Below are 18,418 nucleotides of genomic sequence, written 5' to 3' on the forward strand. Positions count from 1 at the left end.
GATCCTGAGCTTTTTGAGCGGCGCCGTCATTTTCACCCTGGTGGACATGTATATCGACCGCCACGTCGGCGAAGACAGCGGCGGCGGCCTGCTGATGGCTGTCGTGCTCGATGGTGTTCCCGAAAACCTCGCCCTCGGTGTCGCCCTGATTGGGTCGGGCCCCTTGGGCGTTCTGGCGCTGACCGGGTCCATCCTGCTGTCCAACTTGCCCGAAGCGGCCGGCGGTGCCCGTCAGATGCGGGAAAACGGATTCAGCAAATTGAAGGCGATGGGAATCTGGACGGCCACGGCGGCGATCCTCAGCGGAGCGGCCATCGCAGGCTACCTCCTGCTCCCCTCCGACGCGGAAATGGCACTCGCGGTAATCAAATCCTTCGCGGCGGGGGCCGTGATCGCCTCCCTCGCGACCGAAGTCTTCCCCACAGCTTACGAGAAAGACAATGATGCCACGGGGATTGCCGTCGCGGTGGGCGTCGCTCTGGCGTTCCTACTGCACGAAATCGGCTGACGCCCGCCCAGTTACCCGCGGCGTACCGCTTCGATCCGGGCAACCGCGGCGGCAACCGCCTCATCGATCGGCATGTCGGTGGTGTCCAGTCGCATCGCGTCCTCCGCGGGTTTCAACGGTGAATCGGCGCGGTTTTCATCGCGGGCATCCCGCGCCTCCACATCCCTCAGGACCTCTTCCAGCGTCAGACTATCCATCCCGCTCGCCACCAGTTCCGCGTGCCGCCGGGCCGCGCGCACCGGGGCGCTCGCCGTGACGAAAAGCTTCACCTGTGCCTGCGGGCAAATCACGGTCCCGATGTCCCGACCATCCAGCACGGCACCTCCTGCCCGCATGGCAAAGCTGCGCTGGAAATCCACCAGCGCCGCACGAACCGCGGGGATCGCCGCAACGCGGCTAGCTTCCTGCGCGACTTCGGGCGTGCGTAGGTTCAGCCGCTCCAAGTCTTCTCTGACAAGGGAGCGCGCGGCGTCTTCAGCGGCCATGCCCTCCAATGTCTTGGCCGCCACAGCCCGGTAAAGCAGCCCGGTATCGAGATGCGCAAAACCGTAATGCGCCGCCACCGCGCGTGAAATGGTCCCCTTACCCGAAGCGGCCGGCCCATCGATTGCCACGGTAAAACCCTGCATCGTCACGCCGCCCCCTGTGCGGCAGCGGCCGCATCGACCACGCTGATATCGGCACCAAGTTCATGCATAAGCGTCTCGAAGACGGGAAATGACGTGGCGATCGGGCCGCCATCGTCCACGCACACCGGCTGGCGCGCTGCCATGCCGAGGATCAGGAGGGACATCGCGATGCGGTGATCGAGATGGCTCTTGCACAGGGCGCCCCCTTCCACGCCTTGTGCACCGCGCCCTTCGACGGACCACCAGTCGGGGCCGTCTTCGACGGTAACGCCATTGGCGCGCAACCCCGCCGCCATCGCCGCGATCCGGTCGCTTTCCTTGACCCGCAGTTCCTTGACCCCGCGCATCATCGTCGTCCCCTTGGCGAAGGAGGCGACGACGGACAGCACCGGATATTCATCGATCATGCTCGCGGCGCGCTCCGGCGGCACATCAATACCACGCATCTCGGGCGAGTACTTCGCGCGCAGGTCGGCCACGGGTTCGCCACCCTCTTCGCGCATGTTCTCATAGGTCAGGTCCGCGCCCATGTCGCACAGGGTGGTAAACAGCCCCGCCCGTGTCGGGTTGAGCCCGATGCCGGGGACCAGCACATCGCTGCCCGGCACAATCAGGGCCGCGCAGACGGGAAAGGCGGCCGAGGAAGGATCGCGCGGGACGTCAATGCGCTGCGGGCGAAGCTCCGGCTGGCCAGTCAGGGTGATCACGCGGCCTTCGGATGTGTCTTCGACCGTGATCTCCGCGCCAAACCCCGCCAGCATGCGCTCGGTGTGGTCCCGCGTCGCCTCCGCCTCGATCACGATGGTTTGCCCCGGCGCGTTGAGCCCGGCGAGCAGAACGGCGGATTTGACCTGCGCCGAGGGCACCGGCACTTTGTAACGCACCGGTACCGGTTCATCGGCGCCAACAACCGTCATGGGCAGGCGCCCGCCGGAGCGTCCGACAGCACGCGCGCCGAATTCTGCCAGCGGATCTGTCACCCGCGCCATAGGCCGCCCGTTCAGGCTCGCATCGCCGGTGAAGGTGGCGGTGATGCCGGTCGTGGCCATCGCGCCCATGATCAACCGAACCCCGGTGCCCGAGTTTCCACAATCGATCACCTGATCGGGTTCAGCGAACCCTCCGACCCCAACACCGTGGACCGACCACTGCCCGCCGCCATGGTCCGTCACCTCCGCCCCGAAGGCGCGCATGGCGCGGGCGGTATCCAGCACGTCCTGCCCCTCGAGCAGACCGGAAATTTCCGTCTTGCCGACGCTGAGCGCCCCGAGGATCAGCGCCCGGTGGGAAATCGACTTGTCGCCCGGCACCCGCGCCGTTCCGCGCAGCGGCCCACAGGGGGAGGACATCATCGGGCGGGGTGTTCCATGGTTCGACATGAGGGCTCCTCGGCGTATTCCGGCTCACCTCTTAGCCCAGCCTTTCGCATGCGTCCATGGTTGGAACGGCCCGGCGGGGCGCCGTGTTGGGCCTTCGAACATTAAGGAGATCATCATGAGCAATTCGTTTGATACGATAGACCCGACCAACGGCCAGAAAATCGCCACCCATACCTATCTGGACGATGCTGAATTGGAAAACCGCATCCAGGCCTGTCACGACGCCTTCCGCGATTGGCGCCTCAAATCCCATGAGGATCGCGGCAAGGTATTGAAGGCGATCGGCCAGGGATTGCGCAACCGCAAGGACGAACTGGCAGAGCTGATGACCCGCGAGATGGGCAAGCTGCTCAGTCAGTCGAAACAGGAAATCGAGCTTTGCGCAGGTATCTGCGACTACACGGCGGAACAGGGCCCCAAGGTTCTGGCGTCAGAAGACAGGGACATTCAGAATGGCAAACGGGGCCGCGTGGTACATGCCCCTATCGGCGTGATCTATGGCATCCAGCCCTGGAACTTCCCCTGCTATCAGGTTGTCCGCTATTCGATCGCGAACCTGATGGCGGGCAACGGCGTGCTGTTGAAACATGCCTCGAACGTGGCAGGCTCTGGCCAATTGCTGGAAGAGATTTACCGCGACGCCGGGCTGCCTGACGGGCTGTTTTCCGCGCTCATCATCAGCCACGATCAATCCGACCGCGTGATCGAACATGAACGCGTCCGCGGTGTGACACTGACAGGCAGCCCGAACGCCGGACGCGACATCGCTCAGAAGGCGGGCAAGGTTCTCAAGAAGACTGTCCTCGAACTCGGCTCCAACGACGCCTATCTGGTTCTCTCGGATGCCGACGTCGAAAAGGCGGCCAAGATCTGCGTCACGGGCCGCATCTACAACAACGGTGAAACCTGCGTGGCCGCCAAACGCTTCATCGTTGCCGACAGCGTCTACGAGGATTTCCAGAGAGCGTTCGTCGAAGGCATGAAAAACGTCACCGCCGGGGATCCCACCCAGAAAGGATCCGACATCGGCCCCATGGCCCGCAAGGATCTGCGCGACGACCTGCATAAACAGGTCGAGGAAAGTGTCGACAAGGGCGCGCGGGTTCTCTGCGGCGGTGAACTGCCCAAGGGCGACGGCTACTACTATCCCGCGACCGTACTCGGCAATGTGGAGCCCGGCCAGCCCGCCTATGACGACGAATTGTTCGGTCCGGTGGCATCGCTTATCCGCGCGAAAGACGATGAAGACGCCATGCGGATCGCCAACGACAGCAAGTTCGGACTGGGCGGCGGCATCATCTCCAAGAACGTCGAGCGCGCCGTCGAACTGGCTGCGACCGAATTCGATACCGGCATGGTCTTCATCAACGGCTTCGGCCTCGCCACGCCCAACATGCCCTTCGGCGGTGTGAAGGATTCCGGCTACGGCCGGGAACACGGCGGCTTCGGGATGCTGGAGTTCACCAATACGAAAGCCGTGCTCGTCATGGACGAATGACCGCTTTCCAAATGGTCTGAAATCCTCGGGGGGTCCGGGGGGCAGACAGCCCCCCGGGCTCTCATTTCTTGCGGAAGGTCAGATAATGGGGCACGCGGCCCTCCCGCAGGGCCTTTTTCTCATACCGGGTGGGCAACCAGTCTTCCCAAGGCTCACGCCAGTCCGCCGGGCGCTCGGCGAGCCATTCAAATCCCTGTCGCGGGACTTCCTCCAACGTCTGGCGAACGTAGTCCTCGATGTCCGTGGCCACCCGGAAAATCGCGCCCGGCTTCAGGACCCGCGCCAGCGGGGCGAGATGCTCCTCGGTGACGAAACGCCTGCGATGGTGCCGCGTCTTGGGCCATGGGTCCGGGTAGAGCAGGAAGGCGCGCGCAATCGAGGCGTCGGGCAAGACGTCGAAAAGGTCCCGCGCGTCCCCCGGGTGAATGGCAAGGTTTCCGACCCCGGCCCGCCGGATCTTTCCAAGCAGCATCGCCACCCCGTTGATGTAGGGTTCGCAGCCGATGATCCCCACGTCAGGGTTATGTTGCGCCTGATGGACAAGGTGTTCCCCGCCCCCGAAACCAACCTCAAGCCAGACGGGGCGTTGGCCGAAAAGTCCGGCCAGATCGAGCGGCGCGCGCTCCGGGTTCGCATCCCAACTGACGGGACCGGGCGACAGCGCCTCCAGATCCTCGTCTAGATAGGTACGTTGCGATTTCTTCAGGGCCTTGCCCTTCAGGCGGCCATAGAAGTTGCGGCGGGGGCGTTCTGGACGTGTCATGGGGGGTCTCTAGCCTGCACCCGGCGCTTTCGCAACGGCGGGCTTGTGCCGGGGTGTTCAACGCCGCGGGCACGTCCTATCGTCGCCGCGAAAGAGGAGACTTCGATGATATTTTACGATTGCGCCACGGCACCCAGCCCCCGCAGGGCCCGCATGTTCATTGCCGAAAAAGGGTTGAAACCCGAAATCCGGCAAATCGATCTGGCCAAGGGGGAGCATCTTTCAGATGCCTTCCGGAGCGTGAACCCCAGCGCCACCGTACCGGTCCTGATCACTGACTCGGGGCTTGCCCTGACGGAGAACAACGGAATCGTCAGCTATATCGAAGCGGAACACCCCGGCCCTGCGCTACTGGGGGAAACTGCCGAGCAGAAAGGCCTTGTGGCGCAATGGAATGCCCTCGCGGAACAGCGGGGCGGCCAGCCGATCGCCGAGGCCCTGCGCAACGGCAATCCAGCCATGAAGGGCAGGGCACTGACTGGCCCGGTAAACTTCGAGCAGATCCCCGCCCTCGCGGAACGGGGTCTGCAACGCGTGGGCCTTTACTTCGATCTGCTCGAAGAACGCCTGTCGGAAACCCCCTACCTTGCCGGAGAGACATTCACATGGGCCGATATCTCGGCCTATGTCTTTGCCGATTTCGCCCGCGTGGTGCGCATGCGCATCCCCGAAGGGCACACGGCTACCCGCGCGTGGTTCGACCGGATCGCCGAGCGACCGAGCGCCAGCGCGTAATCCCGGGCGCGCGCTGGAAGGCGCGCGCCCTCAGGTCCATCACATGGCCGATTGAAGCGCTTCAGCGAGGTCGGTCCGTTCCCAGCTGAAACCGCCGTCTGCTTCTGGGGCCCGCCCGAAATGACCGTAGGCCGCCGTCCGCTGATAGATGGGACGGTTGAGGTCCAGGTGCTGGCGGATGCCGCGCGGGGTCAGGTCCATGACCTTGCGGATCGCGCGTTCGATCTGGGCGTCGTCCTCGCCGGTGCCGTAGGTATCGCAATAGATCGACAGCGGCTGGCTCACCCCGATGGCATAGCTGAGCTGGATGGAACATTTCCGCGCCAGCCCACCGGCCACCACGTTCTTGGCGAGGTAGCGCGCCGCATAGGCCGCGGAGCGGTCCACCTTGGTCGGATCCTTGCCCGAGAACGCGCCCCCTCCGTGCGGGGCCGCGCCGCCGTATGTGTCGACGATGATCTTGCGCCCGGTGAGGCCCGCATCACCGTCCGGGCCCCCGATCACGAAAACGCCTGTCGGATTGACGTGCCAAACGGTGTCGTCGTCGATCCAGCCCTCGGGCAGAACCTCGCGGATATAGGGCTCCACGATGTCACGGATATCTGCGCTGGTCTGGCTTTCATGTTCGTGCTGCGTGGACAGCACGATGGACGTCACGCCCACGGGTTTGCCGTTTTCGTACCGCACCGAAAGCTGGCTCTTGGCATCGGGCCGCAGGGTCGGTTCCGTACCGTTCTTGCGCACCTCTGCCAGCCGCCGCAGGATCGCATGGGCGTAATGGATGGGGGCCGGCATGAGTTCCGGCGTTTCCTGCGTGGCGAAACCGAACATGATGCCCTGATCGCCGGCACCCTCTTCCTTGTCGCTGCGCGCATCCACACCTTGCGCGATATGGGCGGATTGCGGATGCAGCAGGTTGGTGATCTCGCAGGTCGCGTGATGGAACTCATCCTGTTCATAACCAATGTCGCGGATGCAGTCGCGCGCGATCCCTTCGATCCGGTCCATGTACTGGTTGAGCTTCGCGCGATCCGACAGGCCCACTTCGCCCCCGATCACGACGCGGTTGGTGGTCGCGAAGGTTTCCGCTGCGACCCGGGCTTCGGGTTCCTCCGCGAGAAACGCGTCGAGGACAGCGTCCGAAATCCGGTCGCAGACCTTGTCCGGGTGGCCCTCGGAAACGGATTCCGAGGTGAAGATGTAGTTCTGACGGGACATATGTGCTCCGATTGAAATGCGTTAATTGCCACGTCAGGAAGCCGTTGTGGCAAGCGTAAAAGCTGGTTATCCCCCGCCCGTGGGGGGGTCAACCGTTAACTCCGGCGACTGCGGAACCGTTGCACCGCCGCCGCTGCAACAAGCAGCGCGGCCAGCAGCGCCAGCGGCAGATCCCCCATGCGGCTGTAGAGCGTCGGCGGCAGCGGCTCAGGCAGCGGAACGTCGAGGAAGCCCGCTTCGTTGAGGGGCAAGAGCTCGATCACCCGTCCGCGCGGATCGATCATGGCGGAAACGCCGGTATTGGCCGCCCGGGCCAGCGGCAGCCCCTGTTCGATGGCCCGCATACGGGCTTGCGCCAGATGCTGTAGCGGCCCGGCACCCTTGCCGAACCACGCGTCATTGGTGATCTGGATCAGGAAATCCGGTCGTTCGGGCGCGGCGCCCACATCATGCGGAAAGACCGCTTCGTAGCAGATAAGCGGCAGTGCCCGCCCCATCTCGCCGAAATCGAGCATCTTTGGGCCTGCGCCCTTGGAATAGCCGAACCCTTCGCCCGCGGCGAGGCCATAGATACCGACCTTTGCCAGCAGATCGCCGAAGGGCATGTATTCGCCGTATGGCACCAGATGGTGCTTGTCATAAATCTGTTCCGGCGTCCCGTCAGGCCCCAGCACGGCGGAGGAATTGTAAAAGCGGTTATCCTCGCTCCGTTGAAGCCCAAGCATTACCGTGGCGGAACCGCCAGCCAGCGCGATCTGGTCCAGTGCGGTTTGCGCGTTTTCCAGTGACCACGGTATCGCAGTTTCCGACCAGATCACCAGATCGGGGGCACGCCCGCCCGCCCCCGGGGCGGCGGTGAAGTCGATCTGGCGGCGGAAATGGACCTCCACCAGATCGGGCTGCCACTTGTCGCGCTGCGCGATATTGGGTTGCACAAGGCGCACGATCGGCCGGTCAGGCGCGATAACGGGTTCGGAAGAAGTGGCAGGCAGGAACGTCCCCGCCAAAGCTGTGGCGATGACGGCCCCCTGCCCGGCCCGGGCCTGCCACGAAAGCCGCCCCGGCACAGAAAGCGCCACGGCCAGTGCCATTACCGCGGTGCTGAGCGCATAGGGCCCGGCCCATGCCATGGATTGCCCCGCCAGCGTATCGACAAAGGCCTGCGCCGGCATGCCCCAGGCAAAGCCGGTAAAGGCATAGGCCCGGGCCATTTCGGCCAGCGGAAAACACAGGATCAAAGGCCATGCACTTTTGCGGGACAAGGCGCGGGCAGCCATGAAAGCCAAGCCCCAGTAGGAGGCCATGAAGCCGGCAAGCAGGATCAGCGCGAAGGGGGCCATCCACCCGTGCCGGGCGGCATCCACCATGAAAGGTGAGATCAGCCATTGCAGCACATGAACGAAATACCCGGTTCCGAAGGCCCAGCCGAACAGGCCAGCGCGAACCGGCGTCAGCCGGAGGGGGTAGAGGAACAGAACGGCGGTGAACCCCGCGAGCAGCACGATAGGCAGATCGTAGGGCGCCTGCCCAAAGCCCGCGATCCCCCCGAGGATCGCCGCCAGCAGAATCTGCAACCTTCCGTTTTCGGCAAGATTCATCCGTTGGGACCCTGCGTGCGTACACGCAGGCGTTTGATCCGGCGGGGGTCCGCCTCGATCACCTCGAACTCAGGCCCATCAGGGTGCAGCACGACTTCGCCGCGCGCGGGCACCCGGCCGGACAGCATGAAGACCAGACCCCCGAGGGTGTCGATCTCCTCCTCGTCCACATCGTCATGGTCGGTCAGGGAATGGCCGATCTCCGCCTCGAAGTCTTCCAGCGGTGTCTTGGCGAGTGCCAGATAGGTACCGGGCTTTTCGACCGTCCAGTACTTGCCTTCATCGACGTCGTGTTCGTCCTCGATCTCGCCGATGACCTGTTCGATCAGATCCTCGATCGTCACCAATCCATCGACCCCGCCGTATTCGTCGATCACCAGTGCCATGTGCCGCCGTTCGGCCTGCATCTTGGTAAGCAGCACACCGATGGTCATCGAAGGCGGCACGAAGACCAGCGGGCGCAGCAGGGCCTTGAGATCGAAAGGCGTGTTCGCAGCACCATTGAAACCGTGCGTGAGCGCCAGATCCTTCAGGTGGGCCATGCCAACGGGCGTATCGAGGGTGCCGTCATAGACGGGCAGACGCGTCAGACCACTTTCGCGAAAGACGGCCACAAGCTCGTCAAGGTCGGAGGTCACGGGGACCGCGGTGATGTCGGCCTTCGGAATGGCCACGTCATCGACGCGTTTCCGGCGCAGATTGATCATGCCTCGGAAAGAGACGCTGTCTTCCTGACCTGTCTCCATTTCCTCTTCCTCGGCCTCAGAGGGGCTCAGCGCCTCCATCACGCGGGAGAAGAACCCCCCTGATCGTGCGCCGCCGTCATCTGATTGTTGGTCCGTTTCGATGTCCGAAGGCGCGCGCTGCGCTGCTTCGGACGATCCATCGTTATCGCCCATCGGGTCCTGTCCGGTCATTCTGGCGGGTCCTGTTCCGCCGTATTGGATCTATATGGATCATCGATGCCCATTTTGCCAAGTATTTCGCTTTCGAGCCCTTCCATGAGCACGGCGTCGGCGTCCTCTTCGTGGTCATACCCCAGAAGATGCAGAACGCCGTGCACCAGCAGATGTGTCACATGCGCCTCGAAGGTCAACCGGCCCGCCTGCGCTTCTTTCAGACAAGTTTCATAGGCAAGCGCAATATCGCCGAGTTCGATACTGCCGTCATGCCCCGGCTGCGGGGTATCGGGACGGCCCCCCGGGATCTCCGCGCCCCGTTCCTCTGCCGGCCATGACAGCACATTGGTAGGCACCGGTTTGCCGCGGAAATCCGCGTTGAGCACGGCGATCCGCGCGTCGTCGCAGGCCAGCAGGGAAAGCTCGGGTTCCTCCGCTTCGATGCCCAAATGGGCAAGGGTCCGGGCGGTGGCATCCCGTACCAGCCCTGCAAGGTCCAGCGCCCCCCAGCGGGAGTCTTCAATCACGATCTCGGTCATTGCGTTCAGCCCGGGCGGGGGCCAGCCCCCACACCCCCGAAGTATTTGAGATCATGAGAAAGGGACCACAGCCTGATCATGCGTGCCCGGCATCGGCTTCGTAGGCTTCGATGATGGCCGCGACCAGCGGGTGGCGCACAACGTCCTTCGAGGTGAAGTAGTTGAAACCGATCCTCGGAATGTCACCCAAGAGCCGCTCGGCATCCGCGAGGCCTGATGCCTGACCGCGCGGCAGGTCGATCTGGGTGCGGTCCCCGGTGATCACCATGCGAGAGCCCTGCCCCAGCCGGGTGAGGAACATCTTCATCTGCATTGTCGTGGCGTTCTGCGCCTCGTCCAGCACGACGAAGGCGTTGCTGAGCGTACGGCCCCGCATGAAGGCGAGCGGCGCGATTTCGATCCGCTTGTCTTCCAGCAGCTTCGCCAGTTGCTTTCCGGGCAGGAAATCATTCAGCGCGTCGTAGAGCGGCTGCATGTAGGGATCGACCTTGTCCTTCATGTCGCCCGGCAGATAGCCGAGCTTCTCGCCCGCCTCTACCGCGGGGCGCGACAGGATGATCCGGTCCACATGTCCGCCGATGAACATGGAAACGCCGACCGCCACGGCAAGATAGGTCTTGCCCGTGCCTGCAGGGCCGATGCCGAAGGCCAGTTCATTGTCGAAGAGCGATTGCACATAGGCTTTCTGGGCGGCTGTACGCGGCTCGACCCGCTTCTTGCGCGTCTGGATCTCCACCCCGCCCGCGATGGGCATTTCCAGCTGGTCGCCGTCGCGCACGCCGGTGCCCGCCTCTGACTGGCCCATGCGCAACATGCTGTCCACATCCGCCGCCTCGACGGAGCGACCCCCTTCGAGCCGGGTGTAGAGCGCATTGAGCACCTGTTCCGCCTGTGCGGCCGCCTCGGGCTCGCCCATGATGGAAAGGTGATTGCCGCGGCGTACGATTTGCACCTCCAGCGCCTTTTCGATCGCAGCCAGATGGGCGTCATAGGCGCCGCAGAGATCGATCAGCAGCCGATTGTCGGGAAATTCTATCGCCTTTTCGGCGGGTGCCGCCGGAGGGGTCATGAGGTCGCTTGTGGCCAAGTGGTGCTCCTTGGAAGGGGGTATGAAGGAAAGATATAGGTGATCCCCCGGGCGCGTGCAGCCCCGGAAGACAGGAAATGGGTCCTTGCGCACAAAAAAGGCCGGAGCGCGAAACGCTCCGGCCGAAAGCTGCCAGCACTCCGGGCCAAGCCTAGTTCGGATCCGGGATGTAGGAACCGCCCTTGAAATCGCCGACGGTGTGGGTGGGCGGTGCAACGCCGGAGCAGACCGGCTTGCCGAACTTGTCGAGCCGCGCCGAAAGGTAGCCTTCGACGCCATCGTCGATGATCCAGTGATCGCAGCCGTTGGGATCGACCCAGATACCGGCCTGAAGCTGCGACAGATGCTTTTTGTCGATGCCCCGGTCGACCGTCTTGTCAGACGGATATCCCCGCACCAGCCCGCCTTCGTAATCGGCGCAGGCCGACAGTCCCAGCGCGCAGGTGGTGACCATGATGATCTTGGTATGAATCACTTTGTAGTCCCCTCAGCGAATGCAGATGATTTCGACACGACGGTTCTTTGCCATCCCCAGAGCCGTGGCGTTGGAGGCCGCAGGCATCCGTTCGCCATAGCCGCGCACGTCGGCGATACGTGCGCCGGTGGCCTGCGCCACCGCCGCGACCGAATTGGCGCGGTTCAGCGACAGGCGCATGTTGTAGGCGTCAGATGCCCGGCTGTCGGTGTGACCGGTGATGATGTAGGACACCGCGCCGGTGGTGCGGAAGAAATCCGCCAGCCGCGCCTTGCCCTGCGGATGGATACGGAAACTGTCCGTGGCAAAGAACTGATCCGTATTCATGACCCCGCAGACATTGCCCCGGCGGCAGACCGGAATGCCCTGACGGTTCGTATGCGGCGTCATATAACCTTCGGCACCGTCATCCATGACCCAATGTTCGCAACCGTCCGGATCGACCCAGATCGTCGGCAGGTAGATCCCCTGATCCCGTCCACCTTGGGACGGGGTCTGCGCGCTGGCAACGCTCGTCTGCAGACCCAGGGCGGCGATCATGGCCAGCCCTGCCAGCCCGCGTGCCGCTTTGGTAATCGCATTCACCACAGCAATTTTCCTTGTCCTGTTCCCCCGAAAAGGGTTCCTGCCCGCGGTTGTGGCCCGCGGCAGCCCCCGTATCACGAACAGATTAGGTAAAATTTGAGACGCTGTGAAGCACACATTGTCCCATTTTGTGTTTAATTTTGAAACATTACCCAGATGTTGCCCCGGAACGGTTCCCGGGCGAATACAATTGCGGGCACGCCAAGCGGAGTGACTGGGGCTAAAGTTGACGCGCAGTCAACGAGTTGGTCTGGGCGGCCACGATTCTCACAAGAACAACCTCGCCCACGGCGGCTGTGGCATCCTCAATATGCACCGCGTGCAGATATTCCGACTTTCCGACCATCTGCCCCGGCTTCCGACCCGGCTTTTCCACGAGCACCGAAAGGTCGCGGCCCACCATTTCCTGCTGGATGCTCTGTTGTTGCCCGGTGATCAGCGCCTGCAGCTTCTGAAGCCGCGCATCCGCCACCTCTGCAGGAACCTGCGGGCGTTCGGCCGCGGGCGTCCCGGGGCGGGAGGAATATTTGAAGGAATAGGCGTAACCGTAGCGGACCTGCCGGACGAGCTCCATCGTCGCGTCGAAATCGGCATCGGTCTCCTCCGGGAAGCCGACGATGAAATCGCCGGACATGACGATATCGGGGCGGGCCGCGCGGATACGTTCGATGAGGCGCAGATAGCTTTCGGCGGTATGGCTTCGGTTCATGCGCTTGAGCATACGGTCCGAGCCTGACTGCACCGGCAGATGCAGATATGGCATCAACTTGTCCACCTCGCCATGGGCGGCGATCAGTTCGTCGTCCATGTCATTGGGGTGGCTTGTGGTATAGCGGATACGCTCCAGCCCGTCGATCCGGTCAAGCTCCCGGATCAGCGCGGCCAGCGTCATGTCGCCCGCGGGGCCAGCCCCGTGATAGGCATTGACGTTCTGGCCCAGCAGCGTGATCTCCCGGACGCCCCTTTCCACCAGATCGCGCGCCTCTTCGAGGACGCGATCCGCCGGCCGGCTCACCTCTGCGCCGCGGGTATAGGGTACGACGCAGAAGGCGCAGAATTTGTCGCAGCCTTCCTGCACGGTCAGAAACGCCGAAGGCGCCCGCCGGGCCTTTGGACGTTTTGCAAGATGCGCGAATTTGTCCTCTTCGGGAAAATCGGTATCGAGCGCCGAGCGCCCTTCGCGCAGGCGCGCCTCCATCTGTGGCAGACGGTGGTATGACTGCGGCCCCACCACGAGGTCGACAGCCGGCTGGCGGCGCATGATCTCTTCGCCTTCGGCCTGGGCCACGCAACCGGCGACACCGATCTTGAGGTCCGGGTTCGCTTCCTTCAGCGGCTTCAGCCGCCCCAGTTCGGAATAGACCTTCTCCGCCGCCTTTTCACGAATGTGACAGGTATTGAGCAGGATCATATCCGCCTCGGCGGCTGTCTGCGTCTGGACGTAGCCCTGCCCGCCCAGCGCTTCGGCCATGCGTTCGCTGTCATAGACATTCATCTGGCAGCCGTAGGTCTTGATGAACAGCTTCTTCGGGGCGGTCATAGCAACATCCCTGTCCGATGTGGGGGAGAGCGCCATCTAGCAAAGCGCGGCGCACCTTGCAATGGAGGGCGATTTGACCGAGGTTGCGCCAAAGGAAAAACGGGCGGGCGCATGCGCTACAAGACATTGGACCAGTTCGTGCGGGAGGGGGCCAAGCACCTTGCCAAGGGCCCGAACGCGGTGATCCTCGTGGAAGACGACGTGGAGGTCGCCACTACGCTCAGACATCACCAGCAGGCCGGGTTCGTCAACGTGGTTGCCCTGATGCCCGAAGCCTTCGACCTGCCGCGCGACCTCGCCGTGGGGGTGCACCGGGTGGATTACGATACCTCCGGCCCGGAGGCGCTCGTGTATGCGGTCAATCAACTGATCGAGGCCGCGCCCGGCCAATGGTTCTATTACGGCTACAACGCTGAATACCTGTTCCACCCCTTTTGCGAAACGCGCAACGTATCGGAGATGCTGGCCTTCCATACCGAAGAACGCCGCGATGCGATGCTGACCTATGTGATTGACCTCTATGCGGAAGATTTGGCGGCTCATCCCGATGCCGTATCGCTCGACACCGCGCATATGGACCGGTCAGGCTACTATGCGCTCGCGCGGAAGGACCCGGACAATCACGGCCACCCCAAGGAGCGCCAGCTCGATTTTTTCGGCGGGCTGAAATGGCGCTACGAGGAACACGTGCCGCAGGCCCGGCGCAAGATCGACCGCATCGCCCTTTTCCGCGCCAAGCCGGGGCTACGCCTGCGCCCGGACGACACTTTCAACGACGAAGAATATAACACCTACGCCTGCCCGTGGCACCATAATATCACCGCGGCGGTCTGCTCATTCCGCACGGCGAAGGCGCTCAAGATCAATGCCGGCAGCACCGAAGCCATCACGAGTTTCAAATGGCACAATTCAGCGCCCTTCGAATGGCATTCACGTCAATTGTTGGATCTGGGGCTGATGGAACCGGGCCAGTGGTTCTAAGGGGTAGTAGCGAATGGTGCTAGTGGGTTTTGTGCCCGTGCTCGAAAGCATAGCCACCTCCGAAAGCCCCTTCCACCTCTGAAGTCAGCCTTTCCGCCGCAGGCGGATGACCACGTCTACCGACGCGATTTCAGCGCCTTCCGGCGCGTCGGGCACCTGCGCGATCACCAGTTCGTCCGATGGGGCATCTGTCAGCCGGCCTTCGTCTTCCCAGTAGAAATGTGGGTGGTCATGGGTATTGGTATCGAAGTAACTCTTAGAACCGTCGACCGTGACTTCCTGCAACAGCCCCGCGTCACAGAAGGTACGCAGCGTGTTGTAAACCGTCGCCAGTGACACACCGTCGCCCTGACCACGGGCGGCATCGAAAAGGCTTTCGGCGGTGACATGACGGTGCTGGCCGTCCCCGATCAGGAGGCCCGCCAGCGTCGCGCGCTGCCGCGTCGGACGCACACCGGCCTTCGCCAGCCAGCGTTCACCTTTCTGTCGCATCTCGTCGGTCATATGCATCCCGGTGCCCTCTGCCCCCTATATAGGTCGGACAAACAGCGATCTTCAATGGAAAATGCCGAATTTGTCCTATGGTACTCGCCCTTGCGGGACGGCCACCCGCAATGTTAGATCACGCCGAACCGCAAGTTCCCAAGGAGACGCGCTTTCATGGCCGATTACCCCACCAGCTTTGACAAGGAGGCGTTGCTCGCCTGTGCCCGTGGCGAACTCTTCGGCCCCGGCAACGCGCAGCTGCCTGCCCCGCCGATGCTGATGATGGACCGGATCACCGACGTTTCCGCCGATGGCGGCACGCATGGCAAGGGACATATCACCGCCGAATTCGACATCACGCCGGACCTGTGGTTTTTCGAATGTCATTTCCCGGGCAACCCGATCATGCCCGGCTGCCTCGGGCTCGACGGGCTGTGGCAGTTGACGGGCTTCAACCTCGGCTGGCGCGGCTGGCAGGGGCGCGGCTACGCGCTCGGCGTAGGGGAGGTGAAGCTGACCGGCATGGTCCGGCCCGATCGCAAGATGCTGACCTACAAGATCGATTTCACCAAGGCGATCCAGACCCGCCGGCTGACCATGGGCGTCGCCGACGGCATCGTGGAAGCCGACGGAGAGGTGATCTATCAGGTCAAGGACATGAAAGTGGCGTTGTCGGAAAGCTGACCGCTGCGCTAGAGTGACCCCCGAACAGAGAAACAGGAGTGCGCCATGCGCCGCGTCGTCGTCACAGGGCTGGGCATTGTCTCGTCCATCGGAAACAACGCCGAAGAGGTTCTTGCCGCGCTGAAAAGCGGCAAATCCGGTATCGAGGCCAGCCCCGAGATGGCGGAACACGGGTTCCGCAGCCGCGTGGCAGGCACGATCAAGCTGGATGTGGCGGACCACGTGGACAAGCGCACGCTGCGCTTCATGGGGCCGGGCGCGGCCTATGCCTATATCGCCATGCAGCAGGCAATCGCCGATGCCAGGCTGAAAGAGGACACCATCAGCAACCCCCGCACGGGCCTGATCGCGGGGTCCGGCGGGCCATCGACGAGTGCAATGAAAACCGCGCATGACACCGTGGACAAAACGGGTGCCACCAAGCGGATCGGGCCTTTCGCCGTGCCGAAATGCATGTCCTCCACAGTCAGTGCGAACCTCAGCACCGCCTACCAGATCAAGGGCATCAATTATTCGATCACCTCTGCCTGTTCCACGTCGCTGCATTGCATCGGATCGGCCGCCGAGCAGATCATGCTGGGCAAGCAGGACGTCATGTTTGCAGGTGGCGGGGAAGAGCTGGACTGGACGCTGTCCTGCCTGTTCGATGCGATGGGCGCCATGAGCAGCAAGTACAACGACACGCCCGAAAAGGCGTCGCGCGCCTTCGATGCGAACCGCGACGGTTTCGTCATCACCGGCGGCGGCGGCATCGTGGTGCTGGAATCGCTTGAACACGCGCAGGCGCGCGGCGCTAAAATCTATGCGGAAGTGACAGGCTTCGCTGCCACGTCGGACGGGCACGACATGGTCGCCCCCTCGGGCGAAGGCGGTGCCCGCGCCATGCAGCTTGCGCTGGATACCCTGCCCGAAGGTCGCAAGGTCAGCTATATCAACGCCCATGGCACCTCTACCCCCGTCGGCGACGTGGGCGAGATCGAAGCCGTGCGCCGGGTCTTCGGCGACGGCACGACGCCGCCGGTATCCTCCACCAAGTCGATGACCGGCCATGGACAGGGGGCCGCGGGCGCAATGGAGGCGATCTTCTGCCTTCTGATGCTGGAGCATGACTTCATCACCCCCTCGATCAACGTCGAAACGCTGGACCCTGCGCTGAAGCCGGAAGAAATCGCGACGGAACTGGTGGAAAACGCGGGCCTCGACAGCGTGATGACAAATTCCTTCGGCTTTGGCGGCACCAACGGATCCATGATCCTTTCGAAATTCAAAGAGTGAGGCGCAGCGCCATGTCGGACATGCTCAAGGGAAAACGCGGCCTCGTCATGGGTGTCGCCAACGAACGCTCCATCGCATGGGGGATCGCAAAGGCACTGGCCGAAGCGGGGGCGGAACTGGCCTTTACCTATCAGGGTGAAGCCTTCGGCAGCCGCCTGAAACCGCTCGCCGAAAGCGTGGGCAGTGACTTCATGGTGGACGTGGATGTGACCGACGACGCGTCACTGGAGGCGGCCTTCGCCCAGTTGGGTGACCGCTGGCCCAGCATCGATTTCGTCGTGCATGCTATCGCCTTTTCGGACAAGTCCGAGTTGACGGGCCGGTTCCTGAACACCAGCCGCGCGAATTTCAAACACTCCATGGACATCTCCGCCTACAGCTTCATCGAAGTCGCCCGGCGGGCCCATCCGCTGATGAAGGAAAATGGCGGCACGCTGATCACGCTGACCTATCAGGGCAGCAACCGGGTGGTGCCGAACTACAACGTCATGGGCGTCGCCAAGGCCGCGCTGGAGAGTGCGACGCGCTATCTGGCGAACGACCTTGGCCCCGAAGGTATCCGCGTTAACGCGATCTCTCCCGGGCCGATGAAGACCCTCGCGGGCGCGGCCATCGGCGGGGCGCGTAAGACCTACAAGCACACCGACCAGAACGCCCCCCTGCGCGCCAATGCGACGCTGGAGGCGGTCGGCGGCACGGCCGTCTACCTGGTATCGGACGCCGGCGCCTGCACCACGGGGGAGATCATTCGCGTGGACGGCGGTTTCCACGTACTGGGGATGCCGCAGCAAGAGCACCTCTGAACCCGCCGGGCTGACAGCGAATTGCGGGAGCGAGGGGCGCTGCCCCTCCCCCTCCCCGAAGTATTTCCGATCATGAGAAGCTCAGCGGAGCTTGTCGGTCTGCCAGAGCCAGACCTTCATGCCGCCATGGGCGATGGGCGGGCCCTGCGGTTTCCATGGCAGGCCCGTGGCCCGGGCGAGCGCGGGTTCGCTGGTGACCAGCCCGACGCGCCAGCCGCGAAACCTTTCCTTCATCGTCTGGCCAAGGGTCGCGTAGAGCGGATAGAGCAGCTTCTTGTTGCCGATCCGGCCGCCATAGGGGGGATTGACCAGCACCAAACCCGGGGGGCCTTCGGGCGGCGTGACCTCACCCGCCCCGTGACAAGCGAAGGAGCATAGCGCGGCGACCCCTGCGCGCTCCGCGTTGGCCACACTCATGCGGATGGCACCTGCGTCACGGTCGGAGCCGAAAAAGCGTGGGGATCCCCCGGGCACCGAGGCCCCGGAAACGGCACGCATATCCTCCCAGGTTTCGGCATCGAAAGACGCAAAGGATTGAAACGCGAATTCGCGCGTTCGGCCCGGGGCGAGGCCGGCGGCAATTTCCGCCGCCTCAATGGGAATCGTACCCGATCCGCACATGGGGTCCACCACGGGTTCGCGGCCATCGTAGCCGCATTGGCGCAAAAAGGCCGCCGCCATGGTTTCGCGCAGGGGGGCCTTGCCGACAGCCTGCTTGTGCCCGCGCTTGTGCAAG

At 63.5% G+C, this 18,418-nt stretch carries 20 protein-coding genes and 1 riboswitch; of the genes, 7 read left to right on the forward strand and 13 right to left on the reverse strand.

Annotation, left to right across the window (positions count from 1 at the left end):
- Positions 1-508: ZIP family metal transporter (locus tag A3764_RS25505; protein WP_067952097.1), on the forward strand; the 508-nt coding region annotated here is incomplete at its 5' end.
- An 11-nt stretch (positions 509-519) separates the two neighbouring features.
- Here the strand turns inward: A3764_RS25505 and A3764_RS21610 are convergent.
- Entirely contained in the window at positions 520-1,137 is a 618-nt protein-coding gene (locus tag A3764_RS21610; RefSeq protein WP_067952099.1) for a (d)CMP kinase, read from the reverse strand.
- A gap of 2 nt (positions 1,138-1,139) precedes the next feature.
- A complete protein-coding gene (gene aroA, locus A3764_RS21615) occupies positions 1,140-2,516 on the reverse strand; it encodes a 3-phosphoshikimate 1-carboxyvinyltransferase (protein WP_067927454.1) in 1,377 nt (458 codons plus the stop codon).
- A gap of 115 nt (positions 2,517-2,631) precedes the next feature.
- On the opposite strand from aroA, the gene A3764_RS21620 reads away from it, so the two are divergent.
- Complete coding sequence (locus A3764_RS21620; RefSeq protein ID WP_067927453.1) at positions 2,632-4,014, forward strand: NAD-dependent succinate-semialdehyde dehydrogenase; 1,383 nt, start codon at positions 2,632-2,634, stop codon at positions 4,012-4,014.
- Between the two features lie 61 nt (positions 4,015-4,075).
- Here the strand turns inward: A3764_RS21620 and trmB are convergent, their stop codons facing one another.
- Positions 4,076-4,777 carry a tRNA (guanine(46)-N(7))-methyltransferase TrmB gene (trmB, locus tag A3764_RS21625; RefSeq protein WP_067927449.1) on the reverse strand — a complete coding sequence of 234 codons (702 nt, stop codon included), beginning with the start codon at positions 4,775-4,777 and terminating at the stop codon, positions 4,076-4,078.
- Between the two features lie 105 nt (positions 4,778-4,882).
- Between trmB and A3764_RS21630 the strand changes: the two genes are divergently transcribed.
- Positions 4,883-5,512 carry a glutathione S-transferase family protein gene (locus tag A3764_RS21630; RefSeq protein WP_067927446.1) on the forward strand — a complete coding sequence of 210 codons (630 nt, stop codon included), beginning with the start codon at positions 4,883-4,885 and terminating at the stop codon, positions 5,510-5,512.
- A 39-nt stretch (positions 5,513-5,551) separates the two neighbouring features.
- Here A3764_RS21630 and metK read toward each other — a convergent pair whose 3' ends face one another.
- The 8 genes from metK to miaB form a co-directional block, all read right to left on the reverse strand.
- Positions 5,552-6,730: a methionine adenosyltransferase gene (gene metK / locus A3764_RS21635; RefSeq protein WP_067927444.1), complete on the reverse strand. Its 1,179-nt coding sequence runs from the start codon at positions 6,728-6,730 to the stop codon at positions 5,552-5,554.
- A 3-nt stretch (positions 6,731-6,733) separates the two neighbouring features.
- Positions 6,734-6,786, reverse strand: a riboswitch (SAM-SAH riboswitch).
- Positions 6,787-6,825: 39 nt separating this feature from the next.
- On the reverse strand, positions 6,826-8,328 hold the full coding sequence (gene lnt / locus A3764_RS21640; protein ID WP_067927441.1) for an apolipoprotein N-acyltransferase: 1,503 nt from the start codon (positions 8,326-8,328) through the stop codon (positions 6,826-6,828).
- On the reverse strand, positions 8,325-9,227 hold the full coding sequence (locus A3764_RS21645; RefSeq protein ID WP_067927480.1) for a hemolysin family protein: 903 nt from the start codon (positions 9,225-9,227) through the stop codon (positions 8,325-8,327). The genes lnt and A3764_RS21645 overlap by 4 nt, the downstream gene beginning before the upstream one ends.
- A gap of 14 nt (positions 9,228-9,241) precedes the next feature.
- Positions 9,242-9,766, reverse strand: coding sequence for an rRNA maturation RNase YbeY (gene ybeY, locus A3764_RS21650; protein ID WP_201722277.1), 525 nt, complete (start codon positions 9,764-9,766; stop codon positions 9,242-9,244).
- Positions 9,767-9,842: 76 nt separating this feature from the next.
- Positions 9,843-10,835: a PhoH family protein gene (locus tag A3764_RS21655; protein ID WP_067927478.1), complete on the reverse strand. Its 993-nt coding sequence runs from the start codon at positions 10,833-10,835 to the stop codon at positions 9,843-9,845.
- A 169-nt stretch (positions 10,836-11,004) separates the two neighbouring features.
- Positions 11,005-11,328 carry a hypothetical protein gene (locus A3764_RS21660; protein ID WP_201722276.1) on the reverse strand — a complete coding sequence of 108 codons (324 nt, stop codon included), beginning with the start codon at positions 11,326-11,328 and terminating at the stop codon, positions 11,005-11,007.
- Positions 11,329-11,340: 12 nt separating this feature from the next.
- On the reverse strand, positions 11,341-11,916 hold the full coding sequence (locus A3764_RS21665; protein ID WP_443069121.1) for an OmpA family protein: 576 nt from the start codon (positions 11,914-11,916) through the stop codon (positions 11,341-11,343).
- Between the two features lie 217 nt (positions 11,917-12,133).
- Positions 12,134-13,453 carry a tRNA (N6-isopentenyl adenosine(37)-C2)-methylthiotransferase MiaB gene (gene miaB, locus A3764_RS21670; protein WP_067927437.1) on the reverse strand — a complete coding sequence of 440 codons (1,320 nt, stop codon included), beginning with the start codon at positions 13,451-13,453 and terminating at the stop codon, positions 12,134-12,136.
- A gap of 111 nt (positions 13,454-13,564) precedes the next feature.
- Between miaB and A3764_RS21675 the strand changes: the two genes are divergently transcribed.
- Positions 13,565-14,434, forward strand: a complete 870-nt coding sequence (locus A3764_RS21675; RefSeq protein ID WP_067927435.1) for a hypothetical protein — start codon at positions 13,565-13,567, stop codon at positions 14,432-14,434.
- 84 nt (positions 14,435-14,518) lie between these two features.
- On the opposite strand, the gene irrA is transcribed toward A3764_RS21675, so the two are convergent.
- Positions 14,519-14,938 carry an iron response transcriptional regulator IrrA gene (gene irrA, locus A3764_RS21680; protein ID WP_067927466.1) on the reverse strand — a complete coding sequence of 140 codons (420 nt, stop codon included), beginning with the start codon at positions 14,936-14,938 and terminating at the stop codon, positions 14,519-14,521.
- 156 nt (positions 14,939-15,094) lie between these two features.
- On the opposite strand from irrA, the gene fabA reads away from it, so the two are divergent.
- The 3 genes from fabA to A3764_RS21695 are packed head-to-tail and all read left to right on the forward strand — an operon-like array spanning position 15,095 to position 17,682.
- Complete coding sequence (gene fabA, locus A3764_RS21685) at positions 15,095-15,604, forward strand: bifunctional 3-hydroxydecanoyl-ACP dehydratase/trans-2-decenoyl-ACP isomerase (RefSeq protein ID WP_067927432.1); 510 nt, start codon at positions 15,095-15,097, stop codon at positions 15,602-15,604.
- A 45-nt stretch (positions 15,605-15,649) separates the two neighbouring features.
- A complete protein-coding gene (gene fabB, locus A3764_RS21690; RefSeq protein WP_067927429.1) occupies positions 15,650-16,879 on the forward strand; it encodes a beta-ketoacyl-ACP synthase I in 1,230 nt (409 codons plus the stop codon).
- 11 nt (positions 16,880-16,890) lie between these two features.
- Positions 16,891-17,682 (forward strand): enoyl-ACP reductase FabI, encoded by a 792-nt coding sequence (locus A3764_RS21695; protein WP_067927426.1) that lies wholly within the window; start codon positions 16,891-16,893, stop codon positions 17,680-17,682.
- Between the two features lie 81 nt (positions 17,683-17,763).
- On the opposite strand, the gene A3764_RS21700 is transcribed toward A3764_RS21695, so the two are convergent.
- The coding region (locus tag A3764_RS21700; protein ID WP_443069407.1) for a THUMP domain-containing class I SAM-dependent RNA methyltransferase at positions 17,764-18,418 on the reverse strand (655 nt) is incomplete at its 5' end.

The sequence above is a fragment of the Sulfitobacter sp. HI0129 genome (assembly GCF_001635395.1).
Taxonomy (GTDB): domain Bacteria; phylum Pseudomonadota; class Alphaproteobacteria; order Rhodobacterales; family Rhodobacteraceae; genus Sulfitobacter.

Excerpts from the sequence above, each read along its gene's own strand:
- A3764_RS21610 (WP_067952099.1), bottom strand. The coding sequence starts at position 1,137 with ATGCAGGGTTTTACCGTGGCAATCGATGGGCCGGCCGCTTCGGGTAAG.
- aroA (WP_067927454.1), bottom strand. The coding sequence starts at position 2,516 with ATGTCGAACCATGGAACACCCCGCCCGATGATGTCCTCCCCCTGTGGG.
- A3764_RS21620 (WP_067927453.1), top strand. The coding sequence starts at position 2,632 with ATGAGCAATTCGTTTGATACGATAGACCCGACCAACGGCCAGAAAATC.
- trmB (WP_067927449.1), bottom strand. The coding sequence starts at position 4,777 with ATGACACGTCCAGAACGCCCCCGCCGCAACTTCTATGGCCGCCTGAAG.
- A3764_RS21630 (WP_067927446.1), top strand. The coding sequence starts at position 4,883 with ATGATATTTTACGATTGCGCCACGGCACCCAGCCCCCGCAGGGCCCGC.
- metK (WP_067927444.1), bottom strand. The coding sequence starts at position 6,730 with ATGTCCCGTCAGAACTACATCTTCACCTCGGAATCCGTTTCCGAGGGC.
- lnt (WP_067927441.1), bottom strand. The coding sequence starts at position 8,328 with ATGAATCTTGCCGAAAACGGAAGGTTGCAGATTCTGCTGGCGGCGATC.
- A3764_RS21645 (WP_067927480.1), bottom strand. The coding sequence starts at position 9,227 with ATGGGCGATAACGATGGATCGTCCGAAGCAGCGCAGCGCGCGCCTTCG.
- ybeY (WP_201722277.1), bottom strand. The coding sequence starts at position 9,766 with ATGACCGAGATCGTGATTGAAGACTCCCGCTGGGGGGCGCTGGACCTT.
- A3764_RS21655 (WP_067927478.1), bottom strand. The coding sequence starts at position 10,835 with ATGACCCCTCCGGCGGCACCCGCCGAAAAGGCGATAGAATTTCCCGAC.
- miaB (WP_067927437.1), bottom strand. The coding sequence starts at position 13,453 with ATGACCGCCCCGAAGAAGCTGTTCATCAAGACCTACGGCTGCCAGATG.
- A3764_RS21675 (WP_067927435.1), top strand. The coding sequence starts at position 13,565 with ATGCGCTACAAGACATTGGACCAGTTCGTGCGGGAGGGGGCCAAGCAC.
- irrA (WP_067927466.1), bottom strand. The coding sequence starts at position 14,938 with ATGACCGACGAGATGCGACAGAAAGGTGAACGCTGGCTGGCGAAGGCC.
- fabA (WP_067927432.1), top strand. The coding sequence starts at position 15,095 with ATGGCCGATTACCCCACCAGCTTTGACAAGGAGGCGTTGCTCGCCTGT.
- fabB (WP_067927429.1), top strand. The coding sequence starts at position 15,650 with ATGCGCCGCGTCGTCGTCACAGGGCTGGGCATTGTCTCGTCCATCGGA.
- A3764_RS21695 (WP_067927426.1), top strand. The coding sequence starts at position 16,891 with ATGTCGGACATGCTCAAGGGAAAACGCGGCCTCGTCATGGGTGTCGCC.